The sequence below is a fragment of the Streptomyces sp. NPDC052012 genome (genome assembly GCF_040689265.1).
GTDB lineage: Bacteria > Actinomycetota > Actinomycetes > Streptomycetales > Streptomycetaceae > Streptomyces.
Genome location: NZ_JBFAXA010000024.1, coordinates 38,431 through 61,132 on the forward strand (window position 1 = coordinate 38,431; position 22,702 = coordinate 61,132).

Here is a 22,702-nt window from a genome sequence, read left to right on the forward strand (position 1 = left end):
CAGCCACCGCATGAGGTCCGACCGCCGCCGACCCCAGAAGCCACTTCCTTCCCTGCGGCCGTCGAGCGCCGGCGCCCGCGCCGCACCCCGCTCAACGCACACTCGCGCCCGGCTCAGCGCGCCTACTCCTGTCCGCCCGCTCACTCAGTCCTCCCCGTTGCCGCTCTCGGCACCGGCCTGTCGCGTGCCTTCCTGCCGGGCCTGCATCCCGCGCACGCCGTCCGGACGCCTGCTGATCTCTGCCGCACCGCCGGGGTGCGTACGCCGCGCCGACCCGCGCGGACGCGGAAGGCGCGCGCTCGCTCCGCCGGCCTCCGCACGCGACCTGCGCGGGGAGCGACCACCAGTGGCACCGCGGGCTCGCGTCCGGACTCGGCGGTGCGAGGGGGTCTCCTGCGGGGCGGACACGGCGGGCTCGGGTTCCGGCCGTTCCCGGTTCTCGCGTTCCGCGCGCAGGCAGCGGCGGATGGACTCCGGGTCGAGGCCCTCGTTGCAGGCCTGGTGCAGGAGCCGGGCGAACAGGTAGTCGGGATCGGCGCCCAGGGCCATGGCGAGTGCCTCCCTCGCCTCGAGTTCGTCGCCGGTGGACCAGGCGACCCAGCCGGCGAGGGTGAGGGGTGCCGCGGCGTGTTCGGCGTAGGGTCCGACGCAGCGCCGCGCCAGGGCCCGCCACAGCCGGAGGGCGGGGCCCGCCGCCTCGCCCTCCATCCACTCGGCCGCGCGATCGCGGGTCGTGCGGTCCTGCAGGCCGAGGATCAACGTCGCCGCCTCGTCGTGCGTGATCAGCTCGTCGTCGCGCAGATCCGCCGCGAGCATGCCGGTCACGAGCGGGGCGTCGGCGAGCCGACCCATGACCCGCTCGGCGAGGCGCAGCGTCTCCTCGGCGACCTCGTGGCGACCCGCTGCGTCGAGGATCCGGGGGACCGTCGTCAGCCCTGCGGTGTCCAGGGCGACTTCCTGCTCGAGGGCGGCCGGCCTGTCCCACGGGAGCAGCCTCGCGCGCAGCTCACGCAGTGTGCCACGCACCTGAAGCCCCGCGTAGGTCGCCGCGGCGGCCAGCACCGACGTACCCGGCAGGCCCATCGGTGTGCCCTCGGCCGGACAGCAGCCCTGGTTGTCGCAGCAGTACGACCAGAACCGGCCGTCGGAGATGCACAGGGCTTCCACCACCGGCACGTCGAGTCCCCCGCACTCAAGGCGCAGGGTGTGCGCGAGCGGGCCCAGCCGCTCCTTGACCTGGCGCCCGGTTTCGCCCTTCACCGGTTCCTGGCAGAGGAAGAGAACCATCTGCTCGGGTCGGCCGCCCCGGCGTTCGCTGCCCTTGACCAGCCCGTGAGCCAGCTGCCGGGCGGCGGCCGGCCAGTCGCCCGCGTTCGGCGGGATGCCGAGCCGCGCGCGGCCACCGAACCGGCCCCGCCCGTCCTTGTCGTGCAGGGCCACCAGGACGATGCTGTCCTCGGGGCGGTACCCGAGCAGGTAGGGCAGCGCGTCGGCGAGTTCGGCCGGGGTGCGCAGGGTCACCTGTTGCTGGTCGCCGTGGGCGACGTAGGCGGTGCAGCCGGGGTCGGCTCCTGGACGGTCGTGGTCGGCTCCGGGACGGTCGTGTTCATCTTCGCGAGGGCCGTGGTCGTCTTCGCGAGGGCCGTGGTCGTCTCCATGAGTGTCACGGTCGGTGATGTCGCCGTTTTCGGAGGATCCAGTCGTTTCGCTGTGATTCGTCATGCGAAGACGATCTCGCGGAATGCAATCTTCCGGTTTCCCCTGTGGACAACTTCAATCAGGGACACGTCACAACGGCTCTGACCTGGCCTTCCGCGCTCACCGACCCGGCTGTCAGCGCCGTCCTGTTGTATGGGGCGTATGGAGCACACCAGCAACGCGGATCTGCGGGCGGCCGCCGACGCCGTTCTCGCCCGTCTCGTCGGGGACGCCTCTGGCGAGGCCCGGCTGCGCGAGGACCAGTGGCGGGCGATCGAGGCACTGGTCGCCGACAAGCGACGGGCCCTGGTCGTCCAGCGCACCGGCTGGGGCAAGTCCGCGGTCTATTTCGTGGCCACGTCGCTGCTGCGGGCGCAGGGCAGCGGCCCCACCGTGATCGTCTCCCCGCTGCTGGCGCTCATGCGCAACCAGGTCGAGGCCGCCGCCAGAGCCGGCATCCACGCCCGGACGATCAACTCGTCGAACAGCGAGGAGTGGGACACCGTCCAGAGCGAGATCGCCGCCGGCGACGTCGACGTGCTGCTGGTGAGTCCCGAGCGGCTGAACAACCCGGACTTCCGCGACGAGGTGCTGCCCAAGCTGGCCGCCGCGACCGGGCTCCTCGTGGTGGACGAGGCCCACTGCATCTCCGACTGGGGCCATGACTTCCGCCCGGACTACCGCCGACTGCGCACCATGCTCACCGATCTCCCGCCCGGCGTGCCCGTGCTCGCCACCACCGCCACCGCCAACGCGCGCGTGACCGCGGACGTCGCCGAGCAGCTCGGCACCGGAGGCACCTCGGACGCCCTGGTGCTGCGGGGCCCCCTCGACCGGGAGAGCCTGAGCCTGAGCGTGCTGCGCCTGCCGGACGCCGCACACCGGATGGCCTGGCTCGCCGATCACCTGGACGAACTGCCGGGCTCGGGGATCATCTACACCCTCACCGTGGCCGCGGCCGAGGAGGTCACGGCGTTTCTGCGGCAGCGCGGTCACACCGTCGCCTCCTACACCGGCAAGACGGAGAACGCCGACCGGCAGCAGGCCGAGGAGGACCTGCTCGCCAACAAGGTGAAGGCCCTGGTCGCCACCTCGGCACTCGGCATGGGCTTCGACAAGCCCGATCTGGGCTTCGTCGTGCACCTCGGCTCGCCGTCCTCCCCCATCTCGTACTACCAGCAGGTCGGCCGCGCGGGTCGCGGTGTCCGGCATGCCGAGGTGCTGCTCCTTCCGGGCAAGGAGGACGAGGCGATCTGGGAGTACTTCGCCTCGCTCGCCTTCCCCTCAGAGGAGTTGGTGCGCCGCACGCTCGACATCCTCGCGGGCGCCGACCGGCCCCTGTCGCTGCCTGCCCTCGAACCCCTGGTGGAGCTGCGCCGTTCCCGGCTGGAGACGATGCTCAAGGTCCTGGACGTGGACGGGGCGGTGCGACGGGTGAAGGGCGGCTGGATCGCCACCGGGCAGCCGTGGACGTACGACGCCGAGCGGTACGCGTGGGTGGCGCGCCAGCGCAAGGCCGAACAGCAGGCGATGCGCGAGTACGCGGAGACCACGGGCTGCCGGATGGAGTTCCTGCAGCGCCAGTTGGACGACGAGGCGGCCAGGCCCTGCGGCCGCTGCGACAACTGCGCTGGCCCGCGGCACACCGCTCAGACGTCCACGGCCGCGCTGGAGGCGGCGCGTGACGACCTCGGCAGGGCGGGCGTCGAGGTGGAACCCCGGCGCATGTGGCCCACCGGCCTTCCGGCGATCGGCATGGACCTCAAGGGCCGCATTCCGGCGGCGGAACAGGCGGCGCGGGGCAGGGCGTTGGGCCGTCTGTCGGACATCGGCTGGGGCAACCGGCTGCGCCCCATGTTGGCGCCCCAGGCGCCGGACGGCCCGGTGCCCGACGACGTGGCCCGCGCCGTGGTGAGTGTGCTGGCCGACTGGGCCCGCGGCCCCGGCGGCTGGGCTTCCGGAGCGCCGGATGCCCCGCCCCGGCCGGTCGGGGTGGTCACCGTCGCCTCGCACAGCCGCCCGCGACTGATCCACACGCTGGGTGCGCGCATCGCGGAGATCGGACGACTGCCGCTGCTCGGTTCGGTGGAGTACACCGGTGAGGCGCAGCCGGGCCAGGCGTCCCGCAGCAACAGCGCCCAGCGACTGAAGGCCCTCGACGGGGCGCTGACGGTGCCCCCCGCGCTCGCGGCCACGCTCGCCGCCGCGCACGGCCCGGTTCTCCTCGTGGACGACTACACGGAGACCGGCTGGACCCTCGCGGTCGCGGCTCGGCTGCTCAGGCGAGCCGGCGCCGAGGGGGTGTTGCCCCTGGTGCTCGCCGTGCAGGGCTGACAGAGCGTCGGGCCCCACACCCCTGGACGCCACGCATCCGCATGCCGTACGAACGTGTCGTGATCGAACGCCCCATGCGTGGCCCGTTCATACACTTCCTGGGGATATAAGCCACGCAGTGTCACATAGTGGGCGGCTGCCTCAATTGCTCGTTGCCGCATCCAAGTTCGACAGGAAGAATTGAAGTCCGCACCCGCACGGCTCGTCTGCCGCTCCGGTAGGGCTCTGTTGCGTGCGCGCTCCCCCGAATCCGACCCGCCCGCAGTGTGGGCGTAGCCGAAGGGAGGATCGTGACCTTCGGATTCGCTCCGTCCTCGGCGGCCTCACTGTCGACGCCCGCCGCTTCCGCCACCCGTGTGCTCGAACCCGCGGAGTGGGCCGCCGCGGGGATTCCGCTGCTGCGCAACCCGCGTGAGGTCGTCAGCGGACTGCACGCCCGGCACCGTCCCGGTCCGGCGACGGCGGTCGTCGCCGTGCTCGATCCGGACGAGCGCCTGCGGGCGAGTGCGTCGTTCACCCGTCGCCCCGCACCGGCGGACGGCTGGATGTTCCGCAATGCGCTGCTGGCCCAGTTGCGCCGGGTCATCCCGCACGACCTGCGCCGCCGCACCCCCGTGCGCACGGCGGTCCTGCTCTACTGCCGTGACGGGGACGCGCGTTGGACGGAGGAGGACGGCGCGTGGATGTGGGGACTGCGGGACGCCTGCACGCTGCACGGGCTGCGGTGCGGGGCGTACATCACGCTGACCCGTGACGGCTGGCAGGTGCTCGGCGAGGGCCGCGGCGGACGCCGCCCCAGCGCCGACTCGGCACCGGAGCCGTTCGCCACGTCCGAGGCACCGCCCCGAATACCCCGCACCGGCGGTGTGGCATCAGAGGTTCTCCGCCGCGCGGCGGCCCGCTGAGGGCCCAGGCCGCCCGCCCGGCCGGTGCCGTGTGCCCCGGCCGTCGGAGGCTGGGACCGTCGAAGGCTGGGAGTGCGTCCCGAACGACCCCTCGCTGGGCCGGGACCGAACACTCTCCGCCCTCCTGATGCGCGGGAACAGCTCACCGGCAGACGGACGCTCCGCGGCGAGCCGGACCGGCGGCAGTGCTCGGCCCACCGCGCCCGTCCGGACGCGAAGGGCGTTCGGCTCAGACGCCCGCGCCCAGCACCGAGTTGATGCGCTGCGGGTCGCCGCAGACGATCAGCAGGGCGCCCGCCTTGGAGTGCGCGACGGACAGGGCGGAAGCGGCCACAGACTCGGCACCGCCGTTGACGGCGACCACGACGACAGGCCGCTTGCCGGCGCGGTCGGCGACGGCGGCGTCCGTGTAGAAGACGTCGTCCCCGGCGTCGTGCTGGGCCCAGTAGGAGGATTCACCGAAGGACAGTTCGTGGGTGGCCCACGGGTGCTGCTCACCGGTGGTGATGACCAGCACGTCCCCAGGCGCACGGCCCGAGTCCAGGAGCAGGTCCACGGCTTCCTCGGCGGCGTCGAGCGCCCCCTGGACCGAAGCGGGGATCAGCTGGATCTGCGGAGCGGCCGCGGCGGCCGGAGCCGAGGGACCGGGCTTGGCCGCGGCGGCCCCGTCACGCGGGGTGCGTTGGGCGGGCGGCGTCGGCCGGACGGGGCCGGGACGTCCGGGACGCGACGGAGCCGCGGGGCGGGGGCCGGGTACGGGTCGGGGGGTCGGCGCGGTGCGGCCGCTGGCCGGAGTGGCGCGGGGACCCTGGGCACTCTCGTGAATCTGAGGCTCCTCGGGAATGAGAGGCATGAGCTGATTTTTATCAAACGTTGGTACGGCTCGCGCCGCCGGGTGGCACTTGAGTGCGAGCGGAACCGTCAGAAATCGAAGCCGAGCTGACCCTCGATCTCCGGAACGCTTCCGTCCGCCAAGGTGCGGACCTTCTTGAGGTGCCGCCATTGGGGCAGCGCATCAAGATACGCCCACGACAAGCGGTGGTGCGGGGTGGGTCCCCGAACCTCCAGCGCGGCCTTGTGCACGGGCGACGGATACCCGGCGTTGTCCGCAAAACCGAAGTCTGCATGGTCGATGCCCAGTTCGGCCATCATTTTGTCGCGCTGAACCTTGGCGATCACCGAGGCCGCCGCGACCGCCACGCACGACTGGTCACCCTTGATCACCGTACGGACCTGCCAGGGGGCACCGAGGTAGTTGTGCTTGCCGTCGAGTATCACGGCGTCGGGGCGGACCGGCAGTCCTTCCAGCGCACGGACCGCCGCCAGCCGCAGCGCGGCCGTCATCCCCAGGTCGTCGATCTCCTCCGGGGAAGCGTGCCCGAGGGCGTAGGAGGTCACCCATGTCCGCAGGGTCTCGGCGAGTTCGGTGCGCCGCTTGACCGTGAGGAGCTTGGAGTCGGTGAGCCCTTCGGGCGGCCGGCGCAGTCCGGTGATCGCCGCGCAGACGGTGACCGGCCCGGCCCACGCACCGCGGCCCACCTCGTCGACACCTGCAATGATCTTCGCCCCGGTCGTGGCGCGCAACGAGCGCTCGACGGTGTGAGTGGGTGGTTCGTACGGCATGGCGCCCTTAGCGTACGCCGCCGGGAACGGCGTGCGACAGGCCGGTTCCCCGTGGGACATCACAGGCTCCGCGACACCGGCTCAGGACCCGTTCGGCCGGAGCAGCGGAACCATCAACTGGTCGATCATCTCCTCCAGATCCGCGTCCGGCCATTCGCTGGCGCACATCTTCGATCGGTACATCATCATCGCCGGGATCGCGTCGAAGACGTAGCCGTTCGCCGCGTCCGGCCGCACCTCACCCCGCTCGATCCCCCGCTCGATCACGCCGCGCAGCATCCTGATGGTCGGCTCCACCACCCCTTCGAAGATCACACCGTGGAAGCGCTCGGCCTGCGTGGTGTCACATTCGTGAATCACGGAACGCAGCGCGACTCCCGGCGGCGAGAACATCGCGTCGCGCGCTCGCCGGCAGAGCTCCAGCAGCTCTTCGCGCACACTGCCCAGGTCCGGCGCGGCCGCCAGTTGCGGCAGCCCGGCCCGCAGGGCGTCGGCGACGAGGTCCTCCTTGGAGGGCCAACGGCGGTAGACGGCGGCCTTTCCGGTCTGAGCGCCGGCGGCGACGCCCTCCATCGTCAGGCCGTTCCAGCCGACCGTGCTGAGCTGTTCCAGTGCGGCGTCGAGGATCGCGCGTTCCAGCACGGCACCGCGGCGACGGGAAGCGGCCGTCTGAGCGTGTGCGGCCGCCCAGCTCGAAGTAACCATCTGACTCTCTCCAACGAGCAGAGGAAGCGGGCATTCCGGGGATCGGGGACGGACCGTCCGGCACCTACGGGGGATGTGCCGGACGGACCCACGTTCAGTGAACGCTTGCGTTCACTGTCCGGGACTCCTACCGTTGACGCAACAGTGAACGCGAGCGTTCACTGACGCACTCATGGGGGACCCATAGTGACAACCTCTCCGTTGATTCAGGACCAGAAGCCCGGTGCGGCTCGCCGGGACGGGCATCCCGGCATCGCGCTCACCGTCATCGCTGCCTGCCAACTCATGGTGGTGCTCGACGCGACGATTGTGAACATCGCGCTGCCGCACATCCAGAACGCTCTCGAGTTCAGCACCACGGACCTCACCTGGGTGGTCAGCTCCTACACCCTGACGTTCGGCGGCCTGCTCCTCCTCGGTGGCCGAGCCGGTGACATCCTCGGCCGCCGCCGCGTCTTCATGAGCGGCATCCTGCTGTTCACCCTCGCCTCGCTGCTCGGCGGACTCGCCCAGGAGCCCTGGCAGCTGCTGGCCGCGCGCGTCCTGCAGGGTGTCGGCGGTGCGATCGCGTCGCCCACGTCGCTGGCGCTCATCACCACCACGTTCCCCGAGGGGCCCGAGCGCAACCGGGCCTTCGGCGTCTTCGCCGCGGTGTCGGCCGGCGGTGGCGCCATCGGTCTGCTCGCGGGCGGCATGCTCACCGAGTGGCTCGACTGGCGGTGGGTGCTCTTCGTCAATGTGCCGATCGGTGTACTGATCGCCGTACTCACCCCGCTCTACATCAGCGAGTCCGAACGGCACTCCGGCCGCTTCGACGTCGCGGGCGCGGTGACCTCGACGGCCGGTATGGCATCGCTCGTCTACGGCTTCATCCGAGCGGCCGACGAGGGCTGGCGAGACAGCCTGACCATCGGTTCCTTCGCCGCGGCGGTGGTGCTCCTGGCGGCCTTCGCGCTCATCGAGTCCCGCGCCAAGGAGCCGATCACGCCACTGCGGATGTTCGCCGACCGCAACCGCTCGGGCACGTATCTGATCATGCTGAGCCTGGCCGCGGCGATGTTCGGCATGTTCTTCTACATCGTTCTCTTCGTACAGAACGTCCTCGGCTACACCCCGATCGAGGCGGGTCTCGCCTTCCTGCCCGTGACCGTCGTGATCGCACTGGGAGCGGGGCTCTCTCAGCGGTTCCTCCCGGTGTTCGGCCCCAAGCCGTTCATGCTGGTCGGATCGGCGCTCGCGGCGATCGGCCTCGCCTGGCAGACCCTGATCAGCTCCGACAGCTCCTACGTCGGCGGCATCCTCGGCCCGATGCTGATCTTCGGCTTCGGCATGGGTCTGAACTTCGTGACGCTGACGCTCACCGCCGTCTCCGGTGTGGCCCAGCACGAGGCGGGTGCCGCGTCCGGGCTGCTCAACGCGACCCAGCAGGTGGGCGGCTCGGTCGGGCTGGCCCTCCTCACCACGGTGTTCGGCACGGCCAGCAGGGACGAGGCGGAGCAACAGATGGCGAGCTTCATGGCCGAGGCGACACCGGAGCAGAAGGCCGAGTTCGCCCAGACGCACCAGCTGCCCGCGCCCTGGGGCCACGAAGTGCTGGCGCAGGGCATCTCGACGGCCTTCATCCCGGCTGCCGCCATGGCAGTCCTGGCTCTGGTCACCGCGTGGCTGGTGATCAGGGTCCGCAAGAGCGACCTCGAGGCACTCTCCGGCTCGGCCGGCCCCGGTATCGGCTGACGACGGAGGACGACGGGCACGGCCCGGCAGCTCACCGACCCGCGTCACGGGGGCAGGTCGGCGAGCGCCGGGCCGCTCCCGTGTCACGACACCCCTCCGAGCCGGCAGAACGAGCAGGACGGGTACGACAAGCAGGACGGGTAGGACGGGCAGGACGAGCAGGACGACAAGCACCACGTCCACGACCACCCCCATGACTTCCCAGTGACCACCGCGTCCGTGAGCCCCACTGGCTCACCGTGAGCCCCCATGGCTCACACAGCGGATGTCACGACAACGCCCGGGCAGTCACGCAGAGTTCCCAGCGCGCACGGAGAGTTTCGAACTACATCGAGACCGGCAACCACGCGGGCAAGGCCTCGACCCGGTCGGCCCACTCGGCGGGCGGCGCCCCGGCCTTGCCTGCGGCGATCACTCCGCCCACGATGGCGCACGTCGTGTCGACGTCACCGCCCGCCTGTGCGGTCGTCCAGAACGCCTGCTCGTAGTCGCCGAGGCCGCGGGCGGCCGACCACAGCGCGAAGGGCACGGTGTCATGAGCCGTCGTACGCCGTCCGCAGCCGAGCACGGCGGCAACCGTGGCCGCGTCGCCGTAGTCGAGCATGTCCCGGGCGCGGCGCAGCCCCGCGCCGACCGCGCTCCGCTTGGGCACCAGGTCGATGACCCCGTCGAGGAGGGCTTCCGCGCCGGGCGGTCCACCGGGCGCGGCGGCCAGCGCGGCCGCCGCGGCGACCGCCATGGCCCCGACCACGGCCTCGCGGTGCTGATGCGTGGGATAGGCCGAGATCTCGGCCTGGTGGGTGGCCTGCTCGGGATCGTCGGCGTACCAGGCGCCCAGCGGGGCGATGCGCATCGCGGCACCGTTGCCCCACGAGCCCTGTCCGTTGAACAGCGCGGCGGCGAGCTCACGCCAGTCGCCGCCTTCGCGGACCTGCCGCAGCAGCCGGCCGACCGCGGGGCCGTAGCCGCGGTCGAAGTCCTGGTGCTCGGCGAAGGACCGCGCGAGGGCGTCCTGGTCGATCCGGTGATGGGCGACGAGGACGGCGACCACGGAGCAGGCCATCTCCGTGTCGTCGGTCCACTGCCACGGGGCGGGGGGCAGCTCGCGGCGCTTGAGCAGCGGGTAGTTCACCGGAACGAAGAACTGGGAGCCGAGCGCGTCCCCCACCGACAGTCCGCGCAGGCTGGCCAGGGCGCGGTCCAGGCGCCCGACGGGAGAGGAGTCAGCGGTCATCGCCCTGCCACTCTATCCGGTGATCCCGTACGGCTCCGGATCACGCCACCGTTCGAAAGGCCGGTCAAGCGTGTACTTGCCGTCCTCCCCCAGAACGAGCATCCGCATCTCCGCGTTCCCCGGGTTCGACAGCGACTCGAACTCCGCCACCGTCCAGTGGAACCACCGCATGCAGAACAGCCGCATGGCCAGACCATGGGTCACGATGAGCACGTTCGGCGGGTGATCGGGGGCCTCGAAGCTGCGGAACAGACTCTCCAGGAAACCGCCGACCCGGTCGTAGACGTCGGCTCCGGACTCGCCCTGGGCGAAGCGGTAGAAGAAGTGCCCGTACGCGTCCCGGTAGGCCTTCTGCAGGCGCACGTCCTCGCGGTCCTGCCAGTTGCCCCAGTCCTGCTCGCGCAGCCGCGGCTCCTCACGCACACGTATGAGCTCCGGGTCGAGCCGGAAGGCGCTCAGGGTCTGGAGCGTACGGCGGTAGGGGGAGACGTACACGCTGACGCGCTCGCGGCCGAAGAGGTCGCGCAGACGCCTGCCCGTCTCCTCGGCCTGTCGCCTGCCCCGCTCGGTGAGGGCCAGCGCGTGATCGGGTTCGCGTTCGTACACGGAGTCATCAACATTGCCCGTTGACTCGCCGTGCCGGACAAGAACGATGCGCCGTGGTCGTGCCATGCCAAAACCCTAGTGGTAGGCGTCCCCGCCCTCTCGACGCCCGTCCGGAGTTCAAACCGTCCAGGCCGGTTCCATGTCCACGATGTCCCCCGTGAGCGCAGCGATGTCGGCCTCCGTCTGGGCCCTGAGCGCGAGGCGTTCCACGCGCTCGGTGCGGTACTTGCCGTGCTCGGCGGCGGAGTGCCACATCGACAGCACCAGGAACTCGTGACCGGGCGCCTCGCCGAACAGGCCGCGGACCATGCCGGGCGAGCCGGCCATCGCCGGGTTCCACACCTTCTCCTGCATCAGGACGAAGTGCTCGGCCCGCTCCTCATGGACACGGCACAGGGCCACCCTCAGCAGGTCGGCGTCCGTGAAACGGGGCTCGAACCCGGTCTTCACGTCGAAGCGATGATCGAAGAGCCTGACCTGCGGGTCCTTGAAGGTGCCCGACTGGGCCGAGGCGAGCCGGTCGTGGGAGCGCGCCATGAAGGAGTCGTAGAAGGCACGGCTCTCCCAGAAGGAGAAGATGTGCGCCACGTCCGGCCGCCCGCGGCTCCAGCCACCGCCCTGCGCGCGAAACCCCGGCTCCCCCAGAAGCCCCGCCCACTTTCGCTGTCCCCGTTCAAAACCGCGGCGGTCCACCACGGTGCAGCGAATCCACTTGACCAGCACCGCGCCATCGTAAGGCCACGGAGCGTGGCGCCGGTCACGCTCGCGTGCACTGCTTCCCGGCACGTGCTCGCGCGGGCGTGGCAGGATGGGCAACCTGCCGGAAAGCCCCGGCAGTTGGGGTGAGCGCGCAGGACGGTCACGGGAAGGGGAAGTCTGGTGAACGGCCTCAACAAGGGCATCCGCAAGGTCGAGATCGCGCTGAGGTGGGACCCGAGCCCGTCGGGGCAGCCGTCCACCGACCTCGATCTGGTGGCAGCGCCCTACCTGGCGAGCGACCCCCACGGTGATCCCGACTACGTGGTGCACTTCGACAGCCGCTCCCCCGACGGCACCATCACGCTCAACCGGGACAGCAAGGACGGCAAGGGCTTCGGCTACGACGAGGTCATGACGCTGGAGCTGGACCGGCTGGCCGAGCGGTACGCGCGCGTGGTGGTCGGCGTGATCATCCAGCAGCACCAGGGGCGGCGGACGTTCTCCGGCGTGGCCCATCCCGGCCTGCGGATCCGTGAGGGCTACGACGTCCTGGCCGAGGACGACTTCGGCGGAGTCCTGGGCGCCACGGCGGCGACGGTCGCCGAGTTCGTCAGGGACGGTTCCGGCCCTTGGGAGTTCCACCCTGGCGTCCAGGGCTTCGACGGCGATCCGGCCACCTTCACACGCACGATGGGCGTGACACGCCGCCCTTGAGCCCCCGAGCCACCACCACTCGCCCAGCAACAGTCGCCCGGCACGAGTAGCCGACATGAGTAGCCGACATGAGTAAGGGGCGCCGGCCATTGGTTGGCGCCCCTTACTCATGGAGACCTACGCGTCAGCTGCAACCGCTCGTCGAGCCGCAGCCCTCGCAGATGTAGCAGGAACCTGCGCGCTGCATCTTCGTGCCGCAGGAGAAGCACAGCGGGGCGTCGGCCTGGATGCCCAGCTGCATCTCGACCAGCTCGGCGCTGGTGTGGGCCTGCTGCGGAGCGGGCTTGGCCGCCTCGACCTCGGCCCTCGGCGTGGAGACCGCCTTCAGCTCCTGGGCGCGCGGCGCCGACTGGGCCAGGCCCTCGACGTCGACCTCGTCGTCCGACGGCTCGTACGAACCCGTCTCCAGGTGACGCTGGCGCTCCTCGGCCGAGTGGATGCCGAGCGCGGAGCGCGTCTCGAAGGGCAGGAAGTCCAGCGCCAGGCGGCGGAAGATGTAGTCGACGATCGACTGCGCCATCCGCACGTCCGGGTCGTCCGTCATGCCGGCCGGCTCGAAGCGCATGTTCGTGAACTTCGAGACGTACGTCTCCAGCGGCACGCCGTACTGCAGGCCGACCGAGACCGCGATGGAGAAGGCGTCCATCATGCCCGCGAGGGTCGAGCCCTGCTTGGACATCTTCAGGAAGACCTCGCCGAGACCGTCGTCCGGGTAGGAGTTGGCGGTCATGTAGCCCTCGGCGCCGCCGACCGTGAAGGACGTGGTGATGCCGGGACGGCCCTTGGGGAGCCGCTTGCGGACCGGGCGGTACTCGACGACCTTCTCGACCTTGGCCTGGACGGGCTCCTCGGCCTTCTCCTCCTTGGCGTCCTTCTTCTTGGCGGAGAGCGGCTGGCCGACCTTGCAGTTGTCGCGGTAGATGGCGAGCGCCTTGACGCCCAGCTTCCAGGCCTCGAAGTAGATCTCCTCGACCTCCTCGACGGTCGCCGTCTCCGGCATGTTGACCGTCTTGGAGATGGCGCCGGAGATCCACGGCTGGATCGCGGCCATCATGCGGACGTGGCCCATCGGGGAGATGGCGCGCTCGCCCATGGCGCAGTCGAACACCTCGTAGTGCTCGTGCTTGAGGCCCGGAGCGTCGATCACATTGCCGTGCTCGGCGATGTGGGCGACGATCGCCTCGATCTGCTCCTCCTGGTAGCCCAGGCGGCGCAGGGCCTGCGGGACGGTGCCGTTGACGATCTGCATCGAGCCGCCGCCGACCAGCTTCTTGAACTTGACCAGCGCGAGGTCGGGCTCGACACCGGTGGTGTCGCAGGACATCGCGAGGCCGATGGTGCCGGTCGGCGCGAGGACGGAGGCCTGGGAGTTACGGAAACCGTTCTTCTCGCCGAGGCGCAGCACGTCCTGCCAGGCCTCGGTGGCGGCGGCCCACACCGGGGTGTCCAGGTCGTCCATGCGCACGGCCGTGCCGTTGGCGTCGGCGTGCTGCTTCATGACGCGCTTGTGGGCGTCGGCGTTGCGGGCGTAGCCGTCGTACGGGCCCACGACCGCGGCAAGTTCGGCGGAGCGCCGGTAGGCCGTACCCGTCATCAGGGAGGTGATGGCGCCGGCGAGGGCGCGGCCGCCGTCGGAGTCGTAGGCGTGGCCGGTGGCCATCAGCAGGGCGCCGAGGTTGGCGTAGCCGATGCCGAGCTGGCGGAAGGCGCGGGTGTTCTCGCCGATCTTCTGCGTCGGGAAGTCCGCGAAGCAGATGGAGATGTCCATCGCGGTGATGACCAGCTCGACGACCTTCTGGAAGCGCTCGGTCTCGAAGGACTGGTTGCCCTTGCCGTCGTCCTTGAGGAACTTCATCAGGTTCAGCGAGGCCAGGTTGCAGGACGTGTTGTCCAGGTGCATGTACTCGCTGCACGGGTTCGACGCGGTGATCCGGCCGGACTCGGGGCAGGTGTGCCAGTTGTTGATGGTGTCGTCGTACTGGATGCCGGGGTCGGCGCACGCCCAGGCGGCCTCTGCGATCTTGCGGAAGAGCGCCTTGGCGTCGACCTCCTCGATGACCTCGCCGGTCATGCGGGCACGCAGGCCGAACTGGCCGCCGTCCTCGACCGCCTTCATGAACTCGTCGTTCACACGGACCGAGTTGTTGGCGTTCTGGTACTGGACGGACGTGATGTCGTCGCCGCCCAGATCCATGTCGAAGCCCGCGTCGCGCAGGACGCGGATCTTCTCCTCTTCCTTGACCTTGGTCTCGATGAAGTCCTCGATGTCCGGGTGGTCCACGTCGAGGACGACCATCTTGGCGGCGCGGCGGGTCGCGCCACCGGACTTGATGGTGCCGGCGGAGGCGTCGGCGCCGCGCATGAAGGAGACCGGGCCGGAGGCGTTGCCACCGGAGGACAGCAGCTCCTTGGAGGAGCGGATCCGGGAGAGGTTCAGGCCGGCGCCCGAGCCGCCCTTGAAGATCATCCCCTCTTCCTTGTACCAGTCGAGGATCGACTCCATGGAGTCGTCGACGGAGAGGATGAAGCAGGCGGAGACCTGCTGCGGCTGCTGCGTGCCGACGTTGAACCAGACAGGGCTGTTGAAGCTGAAGATCTGGTGCAGGAGGGCGTAGGCCAGCTCGTGCTCGAAGATCTCGGCGTCGGCGGGCGAGGCGAAGTACTTGTGGTCCTCGCCGGCCTTCCGGTACGTCTTCACGATGCGGTCGATCAGCTGCTTGAGGCTGGTCTCGCGCTGCGGGGTGCCGACGGCACCGCGGAAGTACTTGCTGGTGACGATGTTGACCGCGTTCACCGACCAGAAGTCGGGGAACTCGACGCCGCGCTGCTCGAAGTTGACCGAGCCGTCGCGCCAGTTGGTCATGACGACGTCACGGCGCTCCCAGGCCACCTCGTCGTAAGGGTGGACTCCCGGGGTGGTGTGGATGCGCTCCACACGCAGTCCCTTGCCGGCCTTGTTGCTCTTGGCTCGGGAACTCCGTGCCGGACCGCTCGCCGTCTCTGTCATGCCGCCTCCCTGTACGGGCAAAAACGCCCTGAAGTGCCCCGTTGTTCCCGTGGCACGTGTTCTGTCTGGTGTTGCGGGCACCCTCGCGCATCGCCCGCAACAGGTCTTCTCGCCGCCGCCCGGCCGGTCCACGGAACCGGCTCCGAGCGGCCTTGCCGGTCAGCCGGCGGTGTGGGCGGGCTCGGGGACCTGCGCAGCCCCTGGGGACCCGCTGTCGTCTTCCTGGCTCCCCGCGACAGCTCCCGCGCGGTCCTCGTCGTCCGCGACGGGGTGTTCCGCCTGCCTGAGTTCCGCGATCGCCGCCTCGAAGTCCTCGAGCGAGTCGAACGCCCGGTAGACGGAGGCGAACCGCAGATAGGCGACGAGGTCGAGCTCCTGCAATGGGCCGAGTATGGCCAGACCCACGTCGTGGGTGGTCAGCTCGGCGCTTCCGGTGGCCCGTACCGCTTCCTCGACGCGCTGGCCGAGCTGGGCGAGCGCGTCCTCCGTGACGGGCCGCCCCTGGCATGCCTTGCGCACACCGTTGATGATCTTGGTGCGGCTGAAGGGCTCGGTGACCCCGGACCGCTTGACCACCATGAGCGAGCACGTCTCCACGGTGGTGAAGCGACGGGAGCAGTCAGGACACTGGCGGCGCCTGCGGATCGACGTGCCGTCGTCGGTCGTACGACTGTCCACCACTCGGCTGTCGGGGTGCCTGCAGAAGGGGCAGTGCATGAACTCCAACCCTCCTCACAGCAGACTCAATAGCCTCGCCGGACCTCTTGGGCCCCACGAAGCAGCACCAGCATAGGCGATCTCGGCGGGCACGAAGACCCGGGGGACCACAACTTCTGGGCTGCTGCTGCAATCCAACCACTAGATGTGGGGATTGGCTCATACATACACGCCCTGCACGCGTGTCGCAGGAAAGGGGCGGGCAGGGACGCGATCGGCCTCCACAGCGGCCATGCACATGGGGAGACGGCGTGCGCACCCCGAGGAGGGGACGTGCGGCTCCCGGAGAGACTGCGGGGCGCTGACCGCGCGGAGGGAGGCGTGATGGCAGACTGGGGCCACCGTCGAGGCCATCGCCTCGGCGGTGAAGAGTACAACACCAAAATGGCCCGTTTGTCCGGCAGGAAACCCGGCAGCCAATACACCTCAGCGCAAGATCACGTACACCAATCCGCGATTTTTCACTCGAACGTGTGTTTGGCGCAACCTTTCGAAAGCAACTACCGTTGTGCTGCAGGGAGACCATCGAGAGGGGCCGACGTGACCACCACCGCAGACAGTGCCACCATCACTGCCCAGGACCGCTCCCAGGGCCGACTCGAGCCGGTGCACGCCATGAACGAAGCCACGAACCCCGAGGGGCACAAGCGCTCCCTGCCGGGCCGACCTCCCGGCATCCGGGCGGACAGCTCCGGACTCACCGACCGCCAGCGCCGGGTGATCGAAGTCATCCGGGATTCGGTCCAGCGGCGCGGCTACCCGCCGTCGATGCGCGAGATCGGCCAGGCGGTGGGCCTCTCCAGCACCTCCTCGGTGGCGCACCAGCTGATGGCGCTGGAGCGCAAGGGCTTCCTGCGCCGCGACCCGCACCGTCCGCGGGCCTACGAGGTGCGCGGCTCCGACCAGGCCGCCTCGGTGCAGCCCACGGACACCACCGGCAAGCCGGCCGCGTCGTACGTCCCGCTGGTCGGCCGTATCGCCGCCGGTGGCCCGATCCTCGCCGAGGAGTCCGTGGAGGACGTCTTCCCGCTCCCCCGGCAGCTCGTGGGTGACGGTGAGCTGTTCGTCCTCAAGGTCGTCGGTGACTCGATGATCGAGGCCGCGATCTGTGACGGCGACTGGGTCACGGTCCGCCGTCAGCCCGTCGCGGAGAACGGCGACATCGTGGCCGCGATGCTCGACGGCGAGGCCACCGTCAAGCGCTTCAAGCGCGAGGACGGCCATGTCTGGCTTCTCCCGCACAACTCGGCCTACGAGCCCATCCCCGGCGACGACGCGACCATCCTCGGCAAGGTGGTGGCCGTTCTGCGCCGCGTCTGAGCACGGCAGCGGGATCGGTCACGGCCGACCCGCCCAATGACCGGGCCCCGGGACCCCTGCGCCGGTTCCGGGGTCCTGCGTTGTCCGGGCTCGGGTGCTTCCCCGACCCCGGTGACGGACCGTGTTCGATCGCGGGGTAGCCTGCCGCGAGCCGCGGCAGGCTACCCCGCGATCATTGCGCTTGCGTCTGGGCCTCCGCCTCGGCCTCCGCCTGCTTCGCCGCCGCGTCGATCGCGGCCAGCGACTTCCTCACCTGGTTACGGTCCGTGGTGTACCAGAAGTCGGGCAGCGACGCCTTGAGATAACTCCCGTAGCGAGCCGTCGCCAGCCGCTGGTCCAGTACGGCCACCACCCCTCGGTCACCCGAGGCCCGTACGAGACGGCCGGCGCCCTGCGCCATGAGCAGCGCGGCGTGCGTGGCTGCGACCGCCATGAAGCCGTTGCCCCCTGCTTCTTCCACGGCCTTCTGGCGGGCGCTCATCAGCGGGTCGTCCGGGCGGGGGAACGGGATCTTGTCCATCACGACCAGCTGGCAGCTCGGTCCCGGAACGTCGACGCCCTGCCAGAGCGACAGCGTGCCGAAGAGGCAGGTTCTGGGGTCGGCCGCGAAGTTCTTGATCAGTTCGCCGAGTGTCTCCTCCCCCTGCAGCAGGATCGGGAACTCGGGGATCCGGGTGCGCAGCTCCTCGGCCGCGAGCTGGGCCGCGCGCATCGAGGAGAACAGGCCGAGGGTGCGGCCGCCCGCCGCCTGGATCAGCTCGGTGAGCTCGTCGAGCATGTCGCCGCGATCGCCGTCACGGGCGGGCCGGGCCAGATGCTTGGCGACATAGAGGATGCCCTGCCGGGGGTAGTCGAACGGCGATCCGACATCGACGCCCTTCCACTGCGGCAGGTCCTCGCCCTCGGTGCCCTCGGGCGCCAGCCCAAGCGACGCTCCTACGCCGTTGAAATCGCCGCCCAGCTTCAGCGTCGCGGACGTCAGCACGACCGAGCGATCGGCGAAGAGCTTCTCTCTCAGCAGGCCGGAGACGGACATGGGGGCGACACGCAACGAGGCCCCGAACCGGTCGTGCCGCTCGTACCAGACGACGTCCCACTCGGAGCCGTTGGTGATCCGCTCCGCCACGTCGTGCACGCTCTCGACGGAGGCCAGCGCCTGCTTGCGGACCGCGTCCTCGTCCTGCACGGACTTGTCGCGGGTGCCGCCGATGGCCGAGATCACCGTCCGGCAGGCGTCGCGCAGCGCCATGAGCGCGTATCCCAGATCCTCCGGGATCTCCTCGAGGCGGCCGGGGAGCGCCAGCTCCATCAACCGCTCGAAGCCCTCGGCCGCGGTCTGGAGCTGGTCGGCGGCCTTCTCGTTGACCAGCTTCGCGGCGCGGCGCACCGCACGGTTGACCTGTCCCGGGGTGAGCTCCCCGGTGGCGACTCCGGTGACCCGGGAGACCAGCTCGTGGGCCTCGTCGACGATCAGCACCTCGTGCTGCGGGAGCACCGGCGCGCCCTCGATGGCGTCGATGGCGAGCAGTGCGTGATTGGTGACGACGACGTCGGCCAGCTTGGCGCGCTCGCGGGCCATCTCGGCGAAGCATTCGGCGCCGTAGGCGCACTTGGTGGCACCGAGGCACTCCCTCGAGGACACCGACACCTGGGCCCAGGCGCGGTCGGACACGCCCGGTGTGAGATTGTCCCGGTCGCCGGTGTCCGTCTCGTCCGCCCAGTCACGCAGGCGCAGCAGGTCCTGGCCCAGCTTGCTGGTGGGGGCGGCGGCCTCGAACTGGTCGAAAAGGCCCTCTTCCTCGTCCTGCGGCATGCCCTCGTGGAGCCGGTGCAGACACAGGTAGTTGGACCGGCCCTTGAGCATCGCGAACTCCGGGCGGCGGCGGAGCAGCGGGTGCAAGGCGTCCACTGTGCGTGGGAGGTCGCGCTCCACGAGCTGGCGCTGGAGGGCGAGGGTGGCCGTCGCCACGACCACTCGCTCACCGTGCGCGAGCGCGGGCACGAGGTAGCCCAGCGACTTACCGGTGCCGGTGCCGGCCTGGATCAGCAGATGGGAGCCGTCGTCGATCGCCTCCGCGACGGCTTCCGCCATGGCCACCTGGCCGGGACGCTCCGTACCGCCGACGGCAGTGACGGCAGCATGCAGGAGTTCGGGGAGTGAGGGCTTTGTCATAGCGCGACCACCCTACGACCCGGCACTGACAATCGGGCGATCACGGCGAGGGCAGGGGGTGCGATCAAGAGCACGCTCCTCGGGTCGGAGGCTGCGGCGGGCCTGGGTGAGGGCCCGGCGGGTCGCGTGGGCCGCAGACATTGATTCGGCAGAAATTGATTCGGCGGAAGGTGGAACCGATCCGGGCGCAGCGGTGTACCACATGTGACAGCGCAGTGGCACAGCGCTACATCAGATGACGGAGAGATCGGTCCCGGACCATGAGGGCCGCCCGCTTGTCGGGCAGGTCGACCTCGGTGGAGAACCGGAAACCGGCGGTGAGGAAGGCGGCGATGGAGGGGATGTTGCGAAGGTCGGGTTCCGCGATTACACGCATGCAGGCCGGCCGGCGGTCGAGGATCAGGTCGGCGACGGCTCTGAGGAGCACGCCGCCCAGACGCCGCCCGCGGTCGGCGGCGGAGCCGATCAGAAGGTGAATGCCGGTGTCGTGCGGCCGGACCGGACAGTGGCGGGCCAGCGGATCGAGGTCCGCGCGGTAGACCTCCCAGTAGCTCATCGGCACACCGTCCAGCGTGCCGAGGCACGGCACGCTCCGTCCGTCGCCGGAGAGTTGGGCCCGTAGGTGGTCGGCGGTCACGGACGGCGGCCCGGACAGCTCCCAGTATGCGGAGACCGCGCGGTCGTTCATCCAGCGCGACAGGAGGGCGAGGTCTCGTCCGAGGCGGACAGGCACGAGGCGGAAACAGCCGGCGGGAGTGCTCACCGGGCCCCAGTCGCCGACGCGGTCGAGCAGGTCGCCGTGAGGCGTGTCGGTCCCGATGCCGGCGGTCGCATCGGTGAGGGCCACGAGGACGCTCCTCTCGGGGGGTGGGAAGCGGGAATTCAGGAAGGCCTCGGGAGCTGGGAAGCGGACATCAGGAATGCAGGGGGTTGGCGATGGTGACGTAGACGGACTGGGTGTCGACCGGGCCGATGAGCTCGTCGAGGCCGTGCAGCCGGGTCAGCAGATTGGCCTTGCAGCGCAGGACCGGTGAGTCGAGCAGTCGAGCGGGCAGGGTGCTGCGCATCCGGGCCGGGCCGCAGGACGCCTCGACGAGGAACCGGCGGAAGGCGGCGAGCAGCAGCCGTTCGTCGGCGAGGCGCTGGGAGCCGAAGGCACCGATCAGGCCGAACACGTTGTTGACGGCGAGGTAGTAGGCGAACCGTTCGTCGGTGACGTCGTCGGAGACGAAGGTGTCGCTCTCCTCGCCGATGCCGGGCAGCCGGGCGTCGAGTTCGGCACGCCGGGAGGCGCGGAAGTAGTAGCCCTGGTTGTCCCGGTAACGGCCTCCCGCGGGCCAGCCGTCGGTGTCCAGCAGGAGCAGGGTGTTCTGCTGATGCGCCTCCAGGGCGATGCCGGCCTCCCCGTCCAGCCACAGCACGGGCAGCACCACGTGGTGGAGATACCGCACGAACCACTGGGTGGCGACGGCCGCTCGGGGACGGCCCGTTCGGGAGGCGATGCGGGTGACGACATCGGCCAGGCGCGACGACATGACGGAAGGGTGCGCTCCGGGGCGCTCGGCAGGGCCCACGGCAGGGTTCTCGCCGGCGTTCCCGGCCACGCCGACGTGGGCCGCGACGGCCGTGTCGGTGCGCGGGCCGAGGCGGGGGCGCGGTGAGAGCAGCCCGGCGACGCAGGCCACATCGTCCTGAGGCTGGAACGGGTTGTGCCGGATCACGACGTCGAGTCCGGGGACGGGATCACCGGTCGGTGTGTCCACCGCGAGCCAGGCGGGGTCGCGGACGAGATCGAAGCCGGGGTGCGCGGCCCGCCACTGCTGGGACAGGCCGGTGCGCAGCAGGCGGTGCACCTCGACACCACGACGGAGTTCCTTGCGGAGGTTCTCCCTGCGGGAGTTGGTGATGTGCAGGCCGAGCGACAGTTTGAGCATGGCGGGAGCACCGGTCCGATGGACGGTGCGCAGGGAGGAGGTGGGATGCCAGGGGCTGCCGTGACTGCCGAGTGGGCGCAGCAGTCCGGCGTCAAGCAGGTCGACGGTCTCGGAGCGGTGCTGGAGCTCGCGCCCTTGCCAGGGGTGCACGGGAAGGGCTGTGTACCCGTCCGGCAACGGCAGTCCGGGACCGGCGAGACGAGCGGTGATGTGGGCCGCCGGGACTCGGCGTCCGCGTTCGGTCCAGGCGGAGTCGGTGACGAGGACGGAGGGGGCGACAGCCATCCAGTGCAAGGGGAAGGAACCGCGCAGCTCGGGTGAGTACGGAGCCGCTTCGGCCGCGGACAGGCCCTCCCGGCTCTTGGGGGCGGGATGCAGGGGGTGTCCGAGGACGAGTGCCTGCTCGGCGGAGAGGAAGAGGTCGGGGCCGTCTTCGGGGTTCTTCCGGCGGTCGGTGAGGAAGGTGGTGACCCGCCGGACGGAATCGGCGACGCGCGCCACGAGGTCGGTGCCGTCGGCGGTGGGGTGGTCGCCTGCCGCATCGGCGCAACGGTCGGAGGCCGCCGGCGGCAGGCCGGGCCTGCGGGTGTTCTCCCTGCTGAGCAGGGCGGCGACCAGGGTGGCGTCGGCCGGTGCGGCCGTGTGCGGGGCACTGGCCAGGTACGGGAGGCCGAAGCGGTGCCATCCGGTCGGGGACCAGTACAGAACGGGGACGAGCAGGGTCGTACCGCTGGCCGGCAGGGGGACGCGCAGGGTGGGACCGTCGGGAGCGGGCAGGCCGGCTTCGCGGACCCAGCAGCGCAGCAGGTTCTCCACGCCCGCGGCCTGGGCCGCCGTGTGCGGATCGGGGTGCTGCAAGGGATCCAGGACCGGGGTCCGGGACCATTCGGGATCCAGCGCCTCGCTCGCCTGGTGCGGCAGCGAGGGGTTCGCCGACCCGGCACCGCCGGTGGTGACGTCGGAGTCCGAGCTCCTCGCCTGGTGCGAGGTGCGGTCGTCCGGGGTGGGCATGGTGTACAAGACGGCTCCTCATGGGGTCGGTCGGTCAGGTGCGGGGACGGGCCGGGTGCGGCACAGGCTGAGTGCGATACAGGCCGACGGTCCGCCCGGTGGGCCGGGGGCGTGCCGGCCGGTCCTCAGCGTCGGCCGCCCGTCACCCGGTGCGTGCGCGCCGCTGGCATCGGGAGGACCAGGCTTGCGGCGCGTGAGGAGGGACCGCTCCGAGGACGGCGCAAACGGTGCTCACGTGGAGGACACCGATGCACCCGAGGTTCCGGCCCGACTCGTCGCGCAGGTTCC

18 protein-coding genes are annotated in these 22,702 nt (G+C 70.6%); 5 read left to right on the forward strand and 13 right to left on the reverse strand.

What is annotated here, in order from left to right; all coding sequences use genetic code 11:
• Positions 1-144: 144 nt before the first annotated feature.
• Together AB0412_RS29120 and AB0412_RS29125 are read right to left on the reverse strand one after the other, a co-directional pair.
• The gene (locus AB0412_RS29120; RefSeq protein ID WP_366405573.1) at positions 145-1,521 is read right to left on the reverse strand and encodes a DUF4192 domain-containing protein; all 1,377 of its coding nucleotides are present in this window, start codon (positions 1,519-1,521) and stop codon (positions 145-147) included.
• On the reverse strand, positions 1,518-1,658 hold the full coding sequence (locus tag AB0412_RS29125; RefSeq protein ID WP_366405574.1) for a hypothetical protein: 141 nt from the start codon (positions 1,656-1,658) through the stop codon (positions 1,518-1,520). The genes AB0412_RS29120 and AB0412_RS29125 overlap by 4 nt, the downstream gene beginning before the upstream one ends.
• Before the next feature lie 202 nt (positions 1,659-1,860).
• Between AB0412_RS29125 and AB0412_RS29130 the strand changes: the two genes are divergently transcribed.
• Together AB0412_RS29130 and AB0412_RS29135 are read left to right on the forward strand one after the other, a co-directional pair.
• The gene (locus AB0412_RS29130) at positions 1,861-4,032 is read left to right on the forward strand and encodes a RecQ family ATP-dependent DNA helicase (RefSeq protein WP_366405575.1); all 2,172 of its coding nucleotides are present in this window, start codon (positions 1,861-1,863) and stop codon (positions 4,030-4,032) included.
• 290 nt (positions 4,033-4,322) lie between these two features.
• Positions 4,323-4,937 (forward strand): hypothetical protein, encoded by a 615-nt coding sequence (locus AB0412_RS29135; RefSeq protein WP_366405576.1) that lies wholly within the window; start codon positions 4,323-4,325, stop codon positions 4,935-4,937.
• A gap of 229 nt (positions 4,938-5,166) precedes the next feature.
• On the opposite strand, the gene AB0412_RS29140 is transcribed toward AB0412_RS29135, so the two are convergent.
• From AB0412_RS29140 to AB0412_RS29150, 3 genes are all read right to left on the reverse strand, one after another.
• Positions 5,167-5,790 carry a hypothetical protein gene (locus tag AB0412_RS29140; RefSeq protein WP_366405577.1) on the reverse strand — a complete coding sequence of 208 codons (624 nt, stop codon included), beginning with the start codon at positions 5,788-5,790 and terminating at the stop codon, positions 5,167-5,169.
• A gap of 68 nt (positions 5,791-5,858) precedes the next feature.
• Entirely contained in the window at positions 5,859-6,560 is a 702-nt protein-coding gene (locus AB0412_RS29145) for a ribonuclease HII (RefSeq protein ID WP_366405578.1), read from the reverse strand.
• Between the two features lie 81 nt (positions 6,561-6,641).
• A complete protein-coding gene (locus tag AB0412_RS29150; RefSeq protein WP_366405579.1) occupies positions 6,642-7,265 on the reverse strand; it encodes a TetR/AcrR family transcriptional regulator in 624 nt (207 codons plus the stop codon).
• A 186-nt stretch (positions 7,266-7,451) separates the two neighbouring features.
• Here AB0412_RS29150 and AB0412_RS29155 point away from each other — a divergent pair, with 186 nt between their 5' ends.
• On the forward strand, positions 7,452-8,999 hold the full coding sequence (locus AB0412_RS29155; RefSeq protein ID WP_366405580.1) for an MFS transporter: 1,548 nt from the start codon (positions 7,452-7,454) through the stop codon (positions 8,997-8,999).
• A gap of 325 nt (positions 9,000-9,324) precedes the next feature.
• On the opposite strand, the gene AB0412_RS29160 is transcribed toward AB0412_RS29155, so the two are convergent.
• The 3 genes from AB0412_RS29160 to AB0412_RS29170 are packed head-to-tail and all read right to left on the reverse strand — an operon-like array spanning position 9,325 to position 11,562.
• Complete coding sequence (locus AB0412_RS29160) at positions 9,325-10,233, reverse strand: ADP-ribosylglycohydrolase family protein (protein ID WP_366405581.1); 909 nt, start codon at positions 10,231-10,233, stop codon at positions 9,325-9,327.
• Positions 10,234-10,245: 12 nt separating this feature from the next.
• Positions 10,246-10,905, reverse strand: a complete 660-nt coding sequence (locus AB0412_RS29165) for a histidine phosphatase family protein (RefSeq protein WP_366405582.1) — start codon at positions 10,903-10,905, stop codon at positions 10,246-10,248.
• Positions 10,906-10,956: 51 nt separating this feature from the next.
• On the reverse strand, positions 10,957-11,562 hold the full coding sequence (locus AB0412_RS29170; protein ID WP_366405583.1) for a YdbC family protein: 606 nt from the start codon (positions 11,560-11,562) through the stop codon (positions 10,957-10,959).
• Between the two features lie 156 nt (positions 11,563-11,718).
• Between AB0412_RS29170 and AB0412_RS29175 the strand changes: the two genes are divergently transcribed.
• Complete coding sequence (locus AB0412_RS29175; RefSeq protein ID WP_366405584.1) at positions 11,719-12,252, forward strand: TerD family protein; 534 nt, start codon at positions 11,719-11,721, stop codon at positions 12,250-12,252.
• 124 nt (positions 12,253-12,376) lie between these two features.
• On the opposite strand, the gene AB0412_RS29180 is transcribed toward AB0412_RS29175, so the two are convergent.
• Both AB0412_RS29180 and nrdR read right to left on the reverse strand, forming a co-directional pair.
• Positions 12,377-15,259 (reverse strand): vitamin B12-dependent ribonucleotide reductase, encoded by a 2,883-nt coding sequence (locus AB0412_RS29180; RefSeq protein ID WP_366405585.1) that lies wholly within the window; start codon positions 15,257-15,259, stop codon positions 12,377-12,379.
• Between the two features lie 159 nt (positions 15,260-15,418).
• Positions 15,419-15,976: a transcriptional regulator NrdR gene (nrdR, locus tag AB0412_RS29185; protein ID WP_366405586.1), complete on the reverse strand. Its 558-nt coding sequence runs from the start codon at positions 15,974-15,976 to the stop codon at positions 15,419-15,421.
• A gap of 540 nt (positions 15,977-16,516) precedes the next feature.
• Here nrdR and lexA point away from each other — a divergent pair.
• Entirely contained in the window at positions 16,517-17,296 is a 780-nt protein-coding gene (gene lexA / locus AB0412_RS29190) for a transcriptional repressor LexA (protein ID WP_365672793.1), read from the forward strand.
• Positions 17,297-17,468: 172 nt separating this feature from the next.
• Here lexA and AB0412_RS29195 read toward each other — a convergent pair whose 3' ends face one another.
• The 3 genes from AB0412_RS29195 to AB0412_RS29205 all read right to left on the reverse strand — a co-directional run bounded on the left by AB0412_RS29195 (position 17,469) and on the right by AB0412_RS29205 (position 22,414).
• Complete coding sequence (locus AB0412_RS29195; protein ID WP_366405587.1) at positions 17,469-19,469, reverse strand: ATP-dependent DNA helicase; 2,001 nt, start codon at positions 19,467-19,469, stop codon at positions 17,469-17,471.
• A gap of 226 nt (positions 19,470-19,695) precedes the next feature.
• Positions 19,696-20,316 (reverse strand): GNAT family N-acetyltransferase, encoded by a 621-nt coding sequence (locus tag AB0412_RS29200; protein ID WP_366405588.1) that lies wholly within the window; start codon positions 20,314-20,316, stop codon positions 19,696-19,698.
• Between the two features lie 67 nt (positions 20,317-20,383).
• Positions 20,384-22,414 carry an IucA/IucC family protein gene (locus tag AB0412_RS29205; RefSeq protein ID WP_366405632.1) on the reverse strand — a complete coding sequence of 677 codons (2,031 nt, stop codon included), beginning with the start codon at positions 22,412-22,414 and terminating at the stop codon, positions 20,384-20,386.
• Positions 22,415-22,702: the final 288 nt, after the last annotated feature.

Bases quoted from the DNA above. Each gene is read 5' to 3' on its own strand.
- AB0412_RS29125 (WP_366405574.1), bottom strand. From the start codon at position 1,658: ATGGAGACGACCACGGCCCTCGCGAAGACGACCACGGCCCTCGCGAAG.
- AB0412_RS29130 (WP_366405575.1), top strand. From the start codon at position 1,861: ATGGAGCACACCAGCAACGCGGATCTGCGGGCGGCCGCCGACGCCGTT.
- AB0412_RS29140 (WP_366405577.1), bottom strand. From the start codon at position 5,790: ATGCCTCTCATTCCCGAGGAGCCTCAGATTCACGAGAGTGCCCAGGGT.
- AB0412_RS29145 (WP_366405578.1), bottom strand. From the start codon at position 6,560: ATGCCGTACGAACCACCCACTCACACCGTCGAGCGCTCGTTGCGCGCC.
- AB0412_RS29150 (WP_366405579.1), bottom strand. From the start codon at position 7,265: ATGGTTACTTCGAGCTGGGCGGCCGCACACGCTCAGACGGCCGCTTCC.
- AB0412_RS29160 (WP_366405581.1), bottom strand. From the start codon at position 10,233: ATGACCGCTGACTCCTCTCCCGTCGGGCGCCTGGACCGCGCCCTGGCC.
- AB0412_RS29165 (WP_366405582.1), bottom strand. From the start codon at position 10,905: ATGGCACGACCACGGCGCATCGTTCTTGTCCGGCACGGCGAGTCAACG.
- AB0412_RS29180 (WP_366405585.1), bottom strand. From the start codon at position 15,259: ATGACAGAGACGGCGAGCGGTCCGGCACGGAGTTCCCGAGCCAAGAGC.
- nrdR (WP_366405586.1), bottom strand. From the start codon at position 15,976: ATGCACTGCCCCTTCTGCAGGCACCCCGACAGCCGAGTGGTGGACAGT.
- AB0412_RS29195 (WP_366405587.1), bottom strand. From the start codon at position 19,469: ATGACAAAGCCCTCACTCCCCGAACTCCTGCATGCTGCCGTCACTGCC.
- AB0412_RS29205 (WP_366405632.1), bottom strand. From the start codon at position 22,414: ATGCCCACCCCGGACGACCGCACCTCGCACCAGGCGAGGAGCTCGGAC.